Below are 13,205 nucleotides of genomic sequence, written 5' to 3'. Positions count from 1 at the left end.
GCGATGGCCTTGTCAATTAAGATGCGGGCGCGGATGGCGTCGTACCTAAATAATCAATGATGGCCTTGAGCAAGCGCTTGGCATCGTCTATATCACGACTTGCATCTTCAGCAGTGACCAAACCAGACAAGTCATAATCTCCGCTCTGTCGATCCTCGAACAAGCGGGTCAGAATCGCGGTGAACTCCTTGGGGAAAATCTCCGTTTTCACGAAATCCTTATTAAATCGCCCTATTGAATGAGCGTGGGATGAAAACGCTTGTCCGTTTGAAAGATGCAGCGCGCTTATCGCATGAAATGCAGCGTAATAAGCGCGCGAGACTGCATCGTCCCAAGCACCATTTTCAAGCAGCATCTCCGCCACACGCAGCTTCTCAGCGGCTTTCGCTAATACCGCATCGATTTGACGCGTCACAACCGCCGTCCCTCCCGCTCAATATTCAGCGCCAGGGGTGTTCCTTGACGCTGCATCCACTCGGACTCGGATCTAACAATTGATGTCACCAACGCCTCGTGGCGATCCATCATGTCGACTTCAATAGCCAGAATGGCTGCACGGATTTCAGGCGAGCGCTGATCAACGATCACCAGCATGTCATAGTCGGAATTAGGCCCGGCATCGCCCCGAGCCCGAGAACCGAAAAGGCGTAGATCCTTGAGGTGGGCGCCCAGTCGCTGACGGACTGCGTCGGCAAAAAAGACAGGAACCTTATCTCTCTGAACAGATACCATTGTTAGGCCACTCCTCGTCGCTCAGCTCGGCGTGCAGGCTTCTCGCATCCAAGGGTGACAGATCCAGCACCACTTCGAGAAACCCCGGCCCCTTTTCGTTCGCTTTCAAATAGCGCCTGAGCACATCGAAAAAAGGCGTCGCGAAGACTTGCTCGGCGCATTCAACATAGTCATGGGCATCGGGTTGCCCGGTTTCATCGCATGTGTCGTTCTGAAACAAGACTTGACTCAGGTTCTTATATCCCTTGTTGAAGTTGGTCACGGCTCCTGGAAACTGTTTTCCAAGCTCGATAGCCGGCTTGCCCGTCCGCACCGCGTGCTGCTCCAGGCGCTGCGACACCGTAAAGGGCGAAATCACATGCGCGTTTGCGGTCGCCAGAACGGCATTGATCCGGGCAGATACCGTACTCAGCTGGCGAATCCGTGCATCGGCTTCTTCAACCAAGGCCTGAGGAAATAACAGTGTTCCGGCAAAGGCGTCGGCAAAATCTTCCGCCTCTTCTCCCGCCAAGCTCGGCGCCAGGCAGTGACCCAACTCATGTGCCATCCAGAACTTGAAGTCATGCACGTTGGTATCGAGGTTGAGGTAGACCCAGGTGGTCTGCGAATCCGGCAAGTAGAGATGCACCGCATTCTCGTGCCGTTGCTTTGAGCCCCAGAGCACCGGCACCACCACCGCCTGCAACGCGGTAAAGTGTCGAATCAGGTGCTGAAAGTCGACCGACTCCCGTGGCTCGAGACCGATCTCGGCGCGCAGCTCTGCCGTGACCTGTTGTAGGTAAGCGTCATCATAGGATGGCGCCTTCAGCACCGGCGGCATCTTGAGCGTATCGAACGGCAAATACGGCACCAGGTGGCGAAGATGCCGGCCGATGTGCTCGGCCTTTTCGATGTGATGGTCTTTCGTCTTGGTGCCCTTCATCTTCCGGAAGGCCACCCTCGGCGCAGCCGGGTCATCCACACGCACCAACTCGCTAAAGCTCAGGCCCAGCAATTTTCCAAGCTGTAGCAGTTTGTTGGGGCGTGGAAAGGATTGCGCGCGCAGCCACTGCGACACCGCTTCGCGGGAGACGCCCAGCGCCTCGGCTACCGCGCTTTGTGAGAGGCCCGCTGCGTCCATCGCGCACTGGGCCTTGTCGACGTTCAGGATCTTTTGCATGCTGGCAATCTGGGTCATGCGTCAAGTTTTGTCAAGTTGGCGCCTTGGAGCGGAAATACCACGGCCAAGGCAGCGGCCAGATAGACATGGTCTTGCCCTCGCGGCCCAGGGAGATGGCCTTGTCGATCAGGGTGCGGGCGCGGATGGCGTAGACCTCCAGGCCGTCGATACAGTCTTCGATTAGCGCTTGTCGATTGCCTGTAGCACTTGCCTCACCTGATATCGTCATTCGCCCTGACTCGCGGATACGGCGGTGCCAGGGCGGCAGAAGGTTGCCCTTGGTGTTCACGTCGATAAAACACCTGTCCCACGCGTTCAATGTGCTCGCGTAGGCCAGCATGATCGATCTGGTCGAAAAGGGAAAGATCGACTTGGTAGGGAATCGACGACTCATCAAGCGCGGTAGCGATGTGACCCAGCCTGTCCAGGTCGAGATCCTGGCCGAAGAGGGTGAGGTCGATATCGGAGCCCGGCCGGTGAGTACCCTTGGCGCGTGAGCCGTAGATGATGGCCGTTTCCACAGCAGGCACTCCGGCCAGAATTTGCCGGATGGTGTGGGTGGTGGTCTGTGGCAAACCGAATTCGCGCATGCTCAGGATTCCGCGACAAAGCGTTGCTGCAGTTCCAGAAAGGCCTGGTAATAGCGATCCACGATGGCTGCGGCCAGTGCGTTTGCCACCGACTGATTGTAGGTGTGACTGGAGAGATTGCGCTTTTCGATCATATCCATCCAGACCTCGCCATCGCTCACCAATCCGCGTTTAAAGGCTTCGCGTGCGGTGCTTCTGGAACCCACAAGCCCTTGGATACCTTCCATTTCAAGGTAATCCTTCAAGACATTCCAGGCCAGCTCATGAGTGAACTCGAACCCTTGGATCAACCCCTGCTGCTCGAGATCAGACAGTGGACGCTGTTGAGTAAGATCAATGGCGAGTGTCAGTTGATGCAGGGCGCGTTGAAAATTATCAAAGCGTTGTTTCCAGCGAATATCATGTGTCACGGCCAACCTCCATCAGTTACGCGTCATCCTAGTCAGCGACTTGTGGTAGTGATCAAAATCTGTTGCCAGATAAGACTTAATCTTTATAAATCAATAATTTGATTGGTCAATCAACAGATCTTGAGCACTACCTTCGAGCCTTCGTCGGCTGCTCGGCCAATAATGGCACGCGGCCCAAATGCCACTCGATCCTCTCCATCACCGACGACGCCATCGGCAGATGCTGCTTTTCCGCATCCCAGACTTGCCGAAAGCGCTCAACGGTCTCGCTGGCGGTGTCCAGCACGAGCTGCCTCGGCAGCCGGGCCTTCTCTGCCAGGTGGGACAGCTCCTCGAATGTGAAGGCATCGAAGCGCGCCGAACGGCTCACCTTCAGAGCGGCTCGATCATCGGGGATATAGGCCAGCGTCGAGACCAGATCATAGCTTGGCGCCAGCCGCGCATGACACCCATCTGGATAGATCAGCGACCAGTTCTTCAGATGCATGTCGGCATTGCCGATCAGCGTATTGAAGACCAAGCGCCGGATGAACTCCACGACATCACCCAAACCGCATTCGGTGCCGATCACCGTGGCAAGATTGCGCGCGCTTGCCCGCCCATACTTTTCGTCAGGATAGACGCCGAAGACTTGCGCAAAATCTTCGATATGGACCGCCCGCCCATCATCGGCGCGATCAAATCGCCGAATCGCAAACGCCTTGGCCCCGATGCGCTCAATGCCTTCGGGCAGATTGGCCACCCGGTCGAGATCGACCAGCTCGAACGCGGGAACCTGAATCCCGACCATCCGCGCCAAGGTCATCATCGAACACTCATTCTCCGGCACGCCAGGATACTGAGCCGAAGGGAGCTTAATGATCCAACCGCCGCCAACACCTTGCGCCGGGATCGTCAGCCCACCCCTCGCTTCCATCACCGCCGAGAATTTCAGCTGCACTCCGGCCAACGAGAATCGCAGCAACCCCGGTGGTTGCGCAGGACCTGACTCGACCGCCGTGCGAGCCGCCAAAGCCGGCGGAGGCCAACGCCCCTGCCCGCTGTGAGCCCGAACCTTCAAAGCACCGGGCAAATCCTCACCCAACGCCCAGAGCAAAAAGAATTCGCGAACGGGCTTCACCCCCGCCATGGTGGCCAGATAGGTCCGCAGCAGGCCCTCTGGCAGCAGATTGGAAAAGAACGGCATCAACCGGGTCTGATACAACCGTTGCCCGGTGATCAACTGCCCGTAACGATCTTTGAAGCTCAGGCTGAGCACCGGGCGATCGCCCTGATCGATATAGGCTGGAGAAAAGGACAAGAGGCTGCGATCGCCCTCCAACAGGCTCAGGCTGCCGATCGGCTGCTCATGAAGCAGGATCTCCAAGCTCAACGGCTCAGGCATCGCCCGCGTCCTCAGCGTCGTCATCGTCATCGTCGAGGCGGTAAGCAGGGCGACCCGCATCGGCATCCAAGCCGAGCAGAGCCCTCACCGCCAGCAGCGAACGACGGGGCACCAGCACCGGCTCGAGCTCTAGCGCGCGCGCCATCTCCAGCACGCTGCTGAGCCGGGGATCGACCAGGCCTGACTCGATCTTCGATAACTGTCCCTGCTGAAGGCCGGTCATCGTCGACAACGCACGCTGGCTGAGTCCAGCGGCTTCGCGCGCGGCCTTCAGCCGCCCAACGATGGTTTCCTGATTGGAACACATGATGCTCTATTCTCTATCATCTTTGCTGTTTGATAGAGTTTAGCGCATCTTACACCGACCCCAACCCGTTGAAGTTGATCTTCCAGCGCGCAGTGCGCTGACCGGGCGCGGTCATCCAGACACTTCTTCGGGTTCGCCGTAAGTCTCGATTCCCAGGCGCCGGGCAACATCTTGCGCGCGGCTGTCGATCATCGGTGAGATGACGATGAGACGGTTGGCTTTACGCTCGTGCCGCCGCTCGTAGAACCGGGCCTTGCGCTCGAAGATATACATGCCCGCTTTGTCGATCGAGGATTTCAGCTCACAGAGGATCAGCAGACCATTTTTGATGAGGACATCGATCTCGACTTGGTCCGGACGGCCGAAAACCTCGCCGTTGTCATCGTATTCGCTCACGTTGAGCACCTCGACGCCAAAGGTCTTTTCCAAGATGCCGGCCAGTGCGTCGCGAAAGGCTTTCTCCGAGCGCAATCCCCAGCGCGCGCCCAAGGCACCGATGCTGCGGTCGATGCGTTTACCCAGCGCCAGGCTTTCCTCATGGAGACCTTTGAGCTCTGCCTGGTTGGCTTCCCACTTGCGGTTCTGCTCTTCCCACTTGCGGTTATGTTCCTCCTCCTTGCGGTTCTGCTCTTCCCACTTGCGGTTCTGCTCCTCTCGCGACGCTTGCAGCTCTGCCTGGTTAGCTTCCCACTTGCGATTCTGCTCCTCTCGCAACGCTTGCAGCTCTGCTTGGTTGGCTTCCCACTTGCGGTTCTGCTCCTCTCGCAACGCTTGCAGCTCTGCCTGCTTGGCTTCCCACTTGCGTTCAGCTTCCTGGCGCTCGCGCTCGAGGCGTTCGTCGTTCTTTCGCCAGAGTGCGTCTTGGCGTTCACGCTCTCGGCGCATTTCCTCCAGCGTTTGATGGAACCAATCGTTGGTCTCGTCGCGGCGGCTGTAGAGGTTAGCGGTCAGACTGAGGATGGCTTCGCGAAAGGCAGGATCGGATTCGAGCCATGTGGGCAACTCGCGCTTGACGGTTTCCTTGAGTGATTCGAGCGTCGTCATCGGCGACTCCAGGTTGATCCAAAAACAGACAACAGCCTTAGACCGTAGGGTAGCACCGGCGGATGCCTGCAAGTAGGATTATGATAGTCTTTAGGCTCTGGTCGTTCCAGGGTATGCAAGTGATGGATGTAAACGCTATTATTTATTTAATCAGCCAAGGGGAAAACACCGCCGTTGAGTTTAAGCGCGGTGATGTCAGAGCGGACAGCTTGGCGCGGGAAATGATTGCTTTTGCCAATTCCAGCGGCGGCACAGTGCTGATCGGAATTGATGACGACGGCAGTGTGTTAGGCGTCGAGACCGACAAACATCACGATGAATGGGTCGCAAATATCGCACGGAATAATATTGTCCCGCCCATCAACGTTGCATGCAGCGAACTGAGACTTGAAGGCAAGCCGATTGTGGTTGTCGAGGTGCCAAAAGGAAAGGACAAACCCTACCAAGACACGAGCGGTCGCTTTTACGTCCGCGTGGGCTCAACCAACCGCATCGCCAGCCTGAATGAGCTGATGCGGCTGTTTCAGCACAGCGGATTTTTCCACTACGATGCCATCGAAGTGGAAAGAGCCGATGAACGCAGTCTCAACCAGACAGCCATTGACCAGTATTTTCACAGGTATGACATCAGCTATACCGAGATGGAGCAGCAGGAACGCTCAACGCTGCTCAAAAATACCGACATTTTATCGGATAACGGCATTCCGACCATCGCCGGTCTGTTAATTTTTGGAACCAACCCGCAGCGCTATCTGCATAATGCCTGCATCAGCTTTGCCCATTATCTAGGATCTGAAATCACTGAAGAACTGATTGATAAAAAAAATATCCAGGGCACTTTGCCCGATCAGGTTGAGGCTGCGTTGCAGGTGATCAAAAACAATATTCTAACGCCCTCATCCATCGTCGGAGCAAAGCGGGAAGACCGGACACTCTACCCTGATAAAGTGTTTCGCGAACTGATCGTCAATGCCTGCGTCCATCGCAATTACTCCATCCTTGGCTCAAGGATCAGGATTTTCATGTTCGATGACCGCATCGATTTCATCAGCCCAGGGCAATTACCCAATACGATTACCCCCGAGAAATTAAAATCAGGCGTCTCTTATGCGGTTAACCCGATCATTGTCAAGTTCATGGAAAACCTAAGATATATTGATAAACTTGGTCGCGGACTGCCAATGGTTTACCAAGAGACGAAAAAGCTGGGCAAGGAGGTACGGTTCGAGGAAATTGGGGAGGAGTTTAAGGTGTCTTTGTTTTTTTAACTTCGCAGTTATTGGCTGAGCTGACACTCACCTCGAGGCTCAGAGTAGCCAAACCGCCACGCCCTGTATTCCGATTGCAAGCACCACCGCCTTAGGCCAAAGTCGGCGCCAAATCGGGCTTGCATCTTTTAGCCAGCCCTTTTAAGGTGACGAAATTCGTTTGACTGCAAGCTCCTGATTTTTGGTCAAGGTGCTTGCGACGGTCCCTATGGTCCAGTGACCGCCAGATTCACCTGCATTCGTAACTATCTGACCCTGAATGTTGTTTTTATGCACCTCAAAAGGGCTGGCGCATAGACTGGAGCAGCAAGCAGAGCCGCACCTGGGGGATATTGTGAAACCACGCCTCCCGGCGCATCGACAAACGAGCCCATGGGACCAAAATAGGGCTTACTGGTCAATTGCTCATAACCGAATTGTACCGGCGACCCTGTATGACCGATATGCCAGGCACTCACGGCAATCGTAAGAACATCGGGATCTTGCGGAAGCTCCCAACTCGCTGTCACGCCATAAGTCAACGTCAGGGGAAGAAAAAGAGACAGAAAAAAGCGCTTTCGCGAGGAAAAGAGAGAGCGTTCAAAGGCTGCCTGAAATCGACTGAGATAGCCGCCCTGTCGCATCTCACGGAAGGTTTGAATGTTAATAGCAAAGCGTTTACGGGACACCGGAAGCATTAAACCTATCCCCTACCTTCAATGACCCGGCGAAATGCCTGCACCGCATCGTACTGATCCGGAATTGCAAGACAGCGATCAATGGCTTCAGCATCAAGGCCGGGCAACAATTGACTGCTTGTGGCCAGGGCGTATCCCTCAGCGGTCAAGACATGAATCTGCAGATGGCCTAAGCGGCAGATCCACACCTCCGCGATGCCCTTGGCCCGATAGAGAGGGAGCTTGCTCAGTGCATCGCTGGTGATCACCACCTCGATCACCAGGTCGGGTACGGGTTTGTCCTGTCCGAAGCAGTAGGACTCATCCGGTTCTCCAGCGGCAAAGGCTGGCTGCTCCAGCGTAAATCCACCACGTCCGTAGTAGCGCTGGCCTTTGCGCTGGCAGTAGGCTTCAACAAAGTAACCGAGCGTTGTCTTATGGCGCTCGTGGCGCTCGCCAACCGGTGACAGGATCTCGAGCACTCCGTCGATATAGGTCAGGCGCACGGACTTGTTGTCTGGAAACAGGGCCGAGAGCTGCTGGTAGCGCTCCCAAGTACAGGGCTTGATCAGCACACGACGCTCGTCGGCTTCGGAGCGCGGCGGAACGGACCGGTCTAGCAGGGCCTGTGCTTGCGACATGGATCACCTGTGACTTGCTCAGAGTGTGGGCTTTTGGAGGCCGAGCCTCGCAGCCTTAGCGGTAAGGCGGCTATTCTAGCAGCCCGCTATATCGTTCGGCTGGCGACCTGGCCGGGCCAAGTGCCGGGTGCTGCCGCGATCGGCATGTCGCTGAGCTCGCATGAGCCGCTGCGCGCCACGCGGCGAGTTGTCTCTATTGTCGAAAAGTGTCCTCAAGAGTACTCTTAACAGAGTGAGTCTTGATTGATGCTCGGGGAGCGAAAAACTGTGTCTGTGAGCGATCTTAACGCTAATGATCTGAAAATCCGGGGTGTGACGGCCATCGCTGAGGCGCTGTCTGAGCAAGCCGAGGCGCTGGTTGCGGTACGAGGCAAGCCGACGTATGTGGTGATGAAGCTTGACCACTACCAGCATCTGCGCGAATGCGAACTGGACGTGGCGCTCGCGGAGACGCGCGCTGATCTTGCCGCCGGGCGGGTCATCAGGGAATCGGCCGAGGCACATCTAGAGCGTCTCGATGCGATGGAGCGATCCTGAACTCAACCGATGGCCTTCACGCTGGTTTTCACGGATCGCTACAACCGGCATGCTGCCAAGTGGCTAAAGCGCCATCCGGAACTGCGTGGGCAGTATCTGAAAACACTACAACTGCTCGAAGCCAATCCCTTTCACCCCTCGTTGCGGCTGCATGCGCTGCAGGGACGTCTCCAAGGCTTGCACTCGGTTTCAATCAACCTGTCCTATCGCATCACGCTCGAGCTGCTGATGACCGAGGCCGAGGTGATCCCTATTGACATCGGCAGTCATGACGCGGTGTACCGGCATCGCGGAACCGGCGGCGCAACTGGTTGAACGCGTCAGCGAAGCGCAACCGCTGCTGAAGGCGCTTCGGGAGCGGACGGCGACCACTGCTGCTTTCGTCGTGCTGCCGCTGCTTGCGCTGCTCATCAGCGCCTGGCGCAGCCATGTCAGCCCGCCCCGCGCCCGCACGCCCTGGCTCGGGCTCACCCTGCTGATCGGCGGTGGGCTGCTGCTGATGGGCTGGCAACTGCGCGGTGCCGCGCTCGCCAACCTCTATGCCGGGCTGGCCTTGGCCTGGTGGGCGGCGGCAGTGGGGGCGCGCATCGGCGAGACGCGGCGCCTGCTGCCACGTTTGTTGCGGCGCGCCGGGCCAGCGCTGGTGGTCGCGTTGTTGCCGCTTACCGTCACACTGACGCTGACACTGACCAGACTCAACGACGCCTCCGCCGATCACGATGACAACTCGGACCCAAGCGCCGACGAGGCCTGCGACCTACCCGCGGTCGCAACGCAACTCAATCAACCCCCCTGGCAAGCGCAAGCGCCCTTGCTGATCGCCGCCCCGGTCAACTTGGGAGCCCCGCTGCTCTGGCTGACCCCACATCAGGTCTTGGCTGCACCCTATCACCGCAATCACAGCGGCATCGAGGCCGGCACGCAGATCTTCTTTCGCGATGCCGAAACGGCGCGCAAGGCCATCGCGCGGCACGGCGTTGACCTACTGCTAGTCTGCCCGCACGACCCGGTCGCCACCCATGAACGCCGCGACGGCCACCACCTGTTCTACGATCAACTCGTCGCCGGCGAGACGCCGGATTGGCTGGTCGAGATCCCCCATCCGGGCATGGCGCGACTGCTGGCGCCCCAGCATCGAGATCAGACTTGATGGGCGCTTTCAGCCCAGAACCTGGTGAAAACAAGAGGTAGCCGTCGATCTCTACTGCGTTTCCACATCAAAGGCCACCACCGCGCGCTGCTCGCGGCTGAACTCAATGCCGATCAGATGGATCGGCAGCCCCTCGGCGCGATATTTCTCGGCGACGCAGATCGAGCCGCCCATGGTGGCTGGCCGGTCTTATCGACATAGTAATAGCCGTCTTCACACATCTCGCGCAAGGTTTGGATGCCGATGGGCAGGCGTTTACGGTGCATAATGGCGCGATGATTCCAGCAACTGAAACACACTGGGGGATGCGACCCCAGCGGGACAAGGCCCTGATGTTAGCGCGACGTGAAGTCGCGGTCTTCGTCTGTGACGCTGTCAATCTCGAAGGCATCCCGTTCACGCTACCAGAAGTTCAAACGCTGCTGGAGGGCATTACCGTAGGCGGGCACAAGGTCAGCGATCAGCAAGTCGTGCTCAACCAGGGCAAGGCCTGGGAGCATCTGTTCGCCTCGCTGCGCGAGAGAACCTTTGCACTCAGCCGCGATGTCGCCTGCACCCTGCATGGCATTGCCGCAAAAGAAGAGGCGCTTGCCTGGGGCGCATTCCGTTCTGGTGGCGTGACGATTGCTGGTACCGATTGGCTCCCACCCAAGCACACCGACCTGCCCCATTTGTTCGCGCGCATGATCGAGCAGGCGGGCTTGCTCGAGGATATTTACGACCGCGCGATCTTCGTCTTCTTGGAAATGGCGCGCACGCAGTTTTTTTATGATGTCAACAAGCGCTTGGGCCGCTTGATGATGAACGGCCTGTTACTCGATAGTGGATACCCGGCCATCAATCTACCCGCGCGCCGTCAACTCGAGTTCAATCAATTGATGCTCGATTTTTACGCCTCTGGCGATCAAGCCGCGATGAACGCCTTCATGCGCTCCTGTCTCGACACCAGGCTGATCGATATCCTCCGCGAGCCCAACGCTTGACAACGCTCAAATCAGCGTCTCGGTCTCGAACGCCACCACCCCGCGCTGCTCACGGCTGAATTCGATGCCGATCAGATGGATCGGCAGCCCCTCGGCGCGATATTTCTCGGCATAGCCGCGCGCCTTGATCTGCGCCAACGCAGCCCCTTCGGGGGCGATCTCCACCACTTTGAACTCGAACAACCAGATGGCGCCATTGAAACGCAGGCGCAGATCGAGCCGCCCATGGTGGCTGGCATCCTCCGGCACCAGATCGAGCCCGAGGGCGGCGAAATGACTGTAGAAGACGCTGGCGTAATAGCCCTCGTAACGCGCGATCGGATTATTGTCGTGCCAGGCATGCGGAATCGCGGCAAACAGGCTTTCGACATGCTGACGCAACGCCTGCAGATCGCCCGCCAGCAAGATGTCGTACAGGCGACTCGTCAGCTCGCTCGCCTGCCCAGGATCGCCAATCAGCGCTTTCGACAGGCTGTCATTCAGTGCGGCGCTGACCTCCAGATTCGGGTAACTCAGGCGATATTCCCAACGCGCGCCGATCTGGCGAGCGCCGGTGAAGGTCAGATAGCCGGTTTGCCAAAGCAACGCCTCGGTCGCCAGATGGTCGACGTCGAACGCCGAGAGCAGCGTCTCATCCGCGCGCAGCGTGGCCAGGTTGGGCGTAAAGAAGCCGCGCTCGGTCAGCACATCGACCAGAAAGGTCGGCGTGCCGGTCTCGAACCACCAAGCATGGAAGAGGCGCTGCTTGAATAGCAGCAGCAGATCGAAGGGATTGTAGACCGCCTCGCCGAGCCAGTTGTAGCCGTTGTACCAGGCGCGGATCTGCGCGCGGTCCAAGCCTTCCAGCTCGGGCGCGAAGACGGCGTCCAGATCCGCCTCGGTATACCCGCACAGGGCCGAATAGTCGGCATCGACGGTGAGATCGTAGAGATTGTTCAGCCCCGAGAACAGGCTCACCTTGCTGAACTTGCTCACGCCGGTGAGGAAGGCGAAGCGGATATGCGCGTCCGAGTCCTTGATCACCGAGTACAGATTGCGCAGCCCGTCGCGCAGTGTGCGCGCGGTCTCGGGATCGCGCAGATTATCCAGGATCGGCTTGTCGTACTCATCGACCAGCACCACCACCCGCTCGCCGGTGTTGGCGTGGGCCAGGCGGATCAGCTCGGCGAAGGCACCATCACTGGTCGGCTGCTCGCAGCGAATACCGAGCGCCGTTTGGTTGAGCGCGAGCTGCTCGCGGATCTTGGCCTCCAGCTCGGCGCGGGTGCCGACCACCCCGCCGCCGAAGCTGAACCGGATCACCGGATACGTGCGCGACCAATCCCAGCGCGCATCGGCCTCCAGCCCGGAAAACAACGCCTGGTTGCCGCTGAACAACTCGGCGAGCGTGTCCAGAAACAGGCTCTTGCCGAAACGGCGCGGACGAGACAGGAAGTAATACTTGCCCTCCTCGATCAGCCGCAGCGCATAGCCGGTCTTATCGACATAGTAATGGCCGTCCTCGCGGATCTCGCGCAGGGTTTGGATGCCGATGGGCAGGCGTTTACGGTGCATACTGATGTCCGTGCGTTCGGAGTCGACTCGAACTAGCGGCTGCGCCTTGGTGCGCGCCCAGGGCACCGATGCTGCGGTCGATGCGTTTACCCAGCGCCAGGCTTTCCTCATGGAGACCTTTGAGCTCGGCCTGGTTGGCTTCCCACTTGCGGTTCTGCTCTTCCCACTTGCGTTCGGCCTCCTGGCGCTCGCGCTCGAGGCGTTCGTCGTTCTTTCGCCAGAGTGCGTCTTGGCGTTCACGCTCTCGGCGCATTTCCTCCAGCGTTTGATGGAACCAGTCGTTGGTCTCGTCTCGGCGGCTGTAGAGGTTAGCGGTCAGACTGCGGATGGCTTCGCGAAAGGCAGGATCGGATTCGAGCCATCGGGGCAACTCACGCTTGACGGTCTCCTTGAGTGATTCGAGCGTCGTCATCGGCGACTCCAGGTTGAGCTAGGATCAGACAATGGCCTTAGGATAGCAGCGCAGCGGCCAAGGCGCGGACGTGTCGAGGGCGCCTTTCTCCAGCAGCAGATAACGCAGCCGTGGCGCATCGTCACGCAGCCGCCCTGGCGCTGGCTCGATCAGCTCCAGCAGCTCGGTTGCGGCGCATCCAAGATCCGTTCCGCCCACCGGACCAGGTCGGCCGCTTCGCCGACCGCAAAGGTCTATTCGTGCTCGCCCAATCCGGGCCGGCGATGGAGATCCGCAACGACGCGCGCTTTCAGCCTAGAACCTGGTGAAACCAAGCCGATCGGCTGGAGGCTTGTCAACCACCCAGAAGCAGCTAAAATAGCCATCTTAGCTAACCTA

20 protein-coding genes are annotated in these 13,205 nt (G+C 58.3%); 6 read left to right on the top strand and 14 right to left on the bottom strand.

What is annotated here, in order from left to right:
* Nucleotides 1-16: 16 nt before the first annotated feature.
* The 9 genes from VBE63_RS13150 to VBE63_RS13110 form a co-directional block, all read right to left on the bottom strand.
* Nucleotides 17-415, bottom strand: coding sequence for a HEPN domain-containing protein (locus tag VBE63_RS13150; protein WP_323683485.1), 399 nt, complete (start codon nucleotides 413-415; stop codon nucleotides 17-19).
* Nucleotides 412-732 carry a nucleotidyltransferase domain-containing protein gene (locus VBE63_RS13145; protein ID WP_323683484.1) on the bottom strand — a complete coding sequence of 107 codons (321 nt, stop codon included), beginning with the start codon at nucleotides 730-732 and terminating at the stop codon, nucleotides 412-414. The genes VBE63_RS13150 and VBE63_RS13145 overlap by 4 nt, the downstream gene beginning before the upstream one ends.
* The gene (locus VBE63_RS13140) at nucleotides 710-1,891 is read right to left on the bottom strand and encodes a helix-turn-helix transcriptional regulator (protein WP_323683483.1); all 1,182 of its coding nucleotides are present in this window, start codon (nucleotides 1,889-1,891) and stop codon (nucleotides 710-712) included. The genes VBE63_RS13145 and VBE63_RS13140 overlap by 23 nt, the downstream gene beginning before the upstream one ends.
* A gap of 31 nt (nucleotides 1,892-1,922) precedes the next feature.
* Nucleotides 1,923-2,120 (bottom strand): hypothetical protein, encoded by a 198-nt coding sequence (locus VBE63_RS13135; RefSeq protein WP_323683482.1) that lies wholly within the window; start codon nucleotides 2,118-2,120, stop codon nucleotides 1,923-1,925.
* Nucleotides 2,104-2,481 carry a nucleotidyltransferase domain-containing protein gene (locus VBE63_RS13130; protein WP_323683481.1) on the bottom strand — a complete coding sequence of 126 codons (378 nt, stop codon included), beginning with the start codon at nucleotides 2,479-2,481 and terminating at the stop codon, nucleotides 2,104-2,106. Before VBE63_RS13130 ends, VBE63_RS13135 begins: the two co-directional genes overlap by 17 nt.
* Before the next feature lie 2 nt (nucleotides 2,482-2,483).
* Nucleotides 2,484-2,891, bottom strand: a complete 408-nt coding sequence (locus VBE63_RS13125; RefSeq protein WP_323683480.1) for a nucleotidyltransferase substrate binding protein — start codon at nucleotides 2,889-2,891, stop codon at nucleotides 2,484-2,486.
* Nucleotides 2,892-3,018: 127 nt separating this feature from the next.
* Nucleotides 3,019-4,275 (bottom strand): type II toxin-antitoxin system HipA family toxin, encoded by a 1,257-nt coding sequence (locus tag VBE63_RS13120; protein WP_323683479.1) that lies wholly within the window; start codon nucleotides 4,273-4,275, stop codon nucleotides 3,019-3,021.
* Nucleotides 4,268-4,582 carry a helix-turn-helix transcriptional regulator gene (locus tag VBE63_RS13115; RefSeq protein WP_323683478.1) on the bottom strand — a complete coding sequence of 105 codons (315 nt, stop codon included), beginning with the start codon at nucleotides 4,580-4,582 and terminating at the stop codon, nucleotides 4,268-4,270. Before VBE63_RS13115 ends, VBE63_RS13120 begins: the two co-directional genes overlap by 8 nt.
* 111 nt (nucleotides 4,583-4,693) lie before the next feature.
* Complete coding sequence (locus tag VBE63_RS13110; protein ID WP_323683477.1) at nucleotides 4,694-5,626, bottom strand: PD-(D/E)XK nuclease family protein; 933 nt, start codon at nucleotides 5,624-5,626, stop codon at nucleotides 4,694-4,696.
* Nucleotides 5,627-5,748: 122 nt separating this feature from the next.
* On the opposite strand from VBE63_RS13110, the gene VBE63_RS13105 reads away from it, so the two are divergent.
* Nucleotides 5,749-6,894, top strand: a complete 1,146-nt coding sequence (locus tag VBE63_RS13105) for an RNA-binding domain-containing protein (protein ID WP_323683476.1) — start codon at nucleotides 5,749-5,751, stop codon at nucleotides 6,892-6,894.
* Between the two features lie 245 nt (nucleotides 6,895-7,139).
* On the opposite strand, the gene VBE63_RS13100 is transcribed toward VBE63_RS13105, so the two are convergent.
* Both VBE63_RS13100 and VBE63_RS13095 read right to left on the bottom strand, forming a co-directional pair.
* Nucleotides 7,140-7,571, bottom strand: coding sequence for a hypothetical protein (locus VBE63_RS13100; RefSeq protein ID WP_323683475.1), 432 nt, complete (start codon nucleotides 7,569-7,571; stop codon nucleotides 7,140-7,142).
* Between the two features lie 5 nt (nucleotides 7,572-7,576).
* Nucleotides 7,577-8,191: a Uma2 family endonuclease gene (locus tag VBE63_RS13095; protein WP_323683474.1), complete on the bottom strand. Its 615-nt coding sequence runs from the start codon at nucleotides 8,189-8,191 to the stop codon at nucleotides 7,577-7,579.
* A 243-nt stretch (nucleotides 8,192-8,434) separates the two neighbouring features.
* Here VBE63_RS13095 and VBE63_RS13090 point away from each other — a divergent pair, with 243 nt between their 5' ends.
* From VBE63_RS13090 to VBE63_RS13080, 3 genes are read left to right on the top strand one after another with little or no spacing between them, the layout of a single operon-like run.
* Nucleotides 8,435-8,728, top strand: a complete 294-nt coding sequence (locus VBE63_RS13090) for a hypothetical protein (RefSeq protein ID WP_323683473.1) — start codon at nucleotides 8,435-8,437, stop codon at nucleotides 8,726-8,728.
* A 9-nt stretch (nucleotides 8,729-8,737) separates the two neighbouring features.
* Nucleotides 8,738-9,043 carry a plasmid stabilization protein gene (locus VBE63_RS13085; RefSeq protein ID WP_323683472.1) on the top strand — a complete coding sequence of 102 codons (306 nt, stop codon included), beginning with the start codon at nucleotides 8,738-8,740 and terminating at the stop codon, nucleotides 9,041-9,043.
* Nucleotides 8,997-9,878: a hypothetical protein gene (locus tag VBE63_RS13080; protein WP_323683471.1), complete on the top strand. Its 882-nt coding sequence runs from the start codon at nucleotides 8,997-8,999 to the stop codon at nucleotides 9,876-9,878. The genes VBE63_RS13085 and VBE63_RS13080 overlap by 47 nt, the downstream gene beginning before the upstream one ends.
* Before the next feature lie 51 nt (nucleotides 9,879-9,929).
* On the opposite strand, the gene VBE63_RS13075 is transcribed toward VBE63_RS13080, so the two are convergent.
* Nucleotides 9,930-10,052, bottom strand: coding sequence for a hypothetical protein (locus tag VBE63_RS13075; protein ID WP_323683487.1), 123 nt, complete (start codon nucleotides 10,050-10,052; stop codon nucleotides 9,930-9,932).
* 158 nt (nucleotides 10,053-10,210) lie between these two features.
* On the opposite strand from VBE63_RS13075, the gene VBE63_RS13070 reads away from it, so the two are divergent.
* Nucleotides 10,211-10,861, top strand: coding sequence for a Fic family protein (locus VBE63_RS13070; RefSeq protein WP_323683470.1), 651 nt, complete (start codon nucleotides 10,211-10,213; stop codon nucleotides 10,859-10,861).
* 6 nt (nucleotides 10,862-10,867) lie between these two features.
* Here the strand turns inward: VBE63_RS13070 and VBE63_RS13065 are convergent, their stop codons facing one another.
* Nucleotides 10,868-12,415 (bottom strand): ATP-binding protein, encoded by a 1,548-nt coding sequence (locus tag VBE63_RS13065; protein WP_323683469.1) that lies wholly within the window; start codon nucleotides 12,413-12,415, stop codon nucleotides 10,868-10,870.
* The gene (locus VBE63_RS13060; RefSeq protein ID WP_323683468.1) at nucleotides 12,405-12,827 is read right to left on the bottom strand and encodes a hypothetical protein; all 423 of its coding nucleotides are present in this window, start codon (nucleotides 12,825-12,827) and stop codon (nucleotides 12,405-12,407) included. The genes VBE63_RS13065 and VBE63_RS13060 overlap by 11 nt, the downstream gene beginning before the upstream one ends.
* 110 nt (nucleotides 12,828-12,937) lie before the next feature.
* Here VBE63_RS13060 and VBE63_RS13055 point away from each other — a divergent pair, with 110 nt between their 5' ends.
* Complete coding sequence (locus tag VBE63_RS13055; protein WP_323683467.1) at nucleotides 12,938-13,135, top strand: hypothetical protein; 198 nt, start codon at nucleotides 12,938-12,940, stop codon at nucleotides 13,133-13,135.
* Nucleotides 13,136-13,205 lie beyond the last annotated feature (70 nt).

It is taken from the genome of Lamprobacter sp. (assembly GCF_034860625.1).
In the GTDB taxonomy this organism is placed as follows: Bacteria; Pseudomonadota; Gammaproteobacteria; order Chromatiales; family Chromatiaceae; genus Lamprobacter.
The sequence above is the reverse complement of the archived record's forward strand: the minus strand, read 5'-3'. Positions and strand labels throughout refer to the sequence as shown.

Coding starts and splice junctions, on each gene's coding strand:
- VBE63_RS13060 (WP_323683468.1), bottom strand. CDS start 12,827: ATGACGACGCTCGAATCACTCAAGGAGACCGTCAAGCGTGAGTTGCCC.
- VBE63_RS13070 (WP_323683470.1), top strand. CDS start 10,211: ATGTTAGCGCGACGTGAAGTCGCGGTCTTCGTCTGTGACGCTGTCAAT.
- VBE63_RS13075 (WP_323683487.1), bottom strand. CDS start 10,052: ATGGGCGGCTCGATCTGCGTCGCCGAGAAATATCGCGCCGAGGGGCTG.
- VBE63_RS13145 (WP_323683484.1), bottom strand. CDS start 732: ATGGTATCTGTTCAGAGAGATAAGGTTCCTGTCTTTTTTGCCGACGCA.
- VBE63_RS13100 (WP_323683475.1), bottom strand. CDS start 7,571: ATGCTTCCGGTGTCCCGTAAACGCTTTGCTATTAACATTCAAACCTTC.
- VBE63_RS13140 (WP_323683483.1), bottom strand. CDS start 1,891: ATGCAAAAGATCCTGAACGTCGACAAGGCCCAGTGCGCGATGGACGCA.
- VBE63_RS13115 (WP_323683478.1), bottom strand. CDS start 4,582: ATGTGTTCCAATCAGGAAACCATCGTTGGGCGGCTGAAGGCCGCGCGC.
- VBE63_RS13110 (WP_323683477.1), bottom strand. CDS start 5,626: ATGACGACGCTCGAATCACTCAAGGAAACCGTCAAGCGCGAGTTGCCC.
- VBE63_RS13085 (WP_323683472.1), top strand. CDS start 8,738: ATGGCCTTCACGCTGGTTTTCACGGATCGCTACAACCGGCATGCTGCC.
- VBE63_RS13105 (WP_323683476.1), top strand. CDS start 5,749: ATGGATGTAAACGCTATTATTTATTTAATCAGCCAAGGGGAAAACACC.
- VBE63_RS13095 (WP_323683474.1), bottom strand. CDS start 8,191: ATGTCGCAAGCACAGGCCCTGCTAGACCGGTCCGTTCCGCCGCGCTCC.
- VBE63_RS13065 (WP_323683469.1), bottom strand. CDS start 12,415: ATGCACCGTAAACGCCTGCCCATCGGCATCCAAACCCTGCGCGAGATC.
- VBE63_RS13080 (WP_323683471.1), top strand. CDS start 8,997: ATGACGCGGTGTACCGGCATCGCGGAACCGGCGGCGCAACTGGTTGAA.
- VBE63_RS13135 (WP_323683482.1), bottom strand. CDS start 2,120: ATGACGATATCAGGTGAGGCAAGTGCTACAGGCAATCGACAAGCGCTA.
- VBE63_RS13120 (WP_323683479.1), bottom strand. CDS start 4,275: ATGCCTGAGCCGTTGAGCTTGGAGATCCTGCTTCATGAGCAGCCGATC.
- VBE63_RS13130 (WP_323683481.1), bottom strand. CDS start 2,481: ATGCGCGAATTCGGTTTGCCACAGACCACCACCCACACCATCCGGCAA.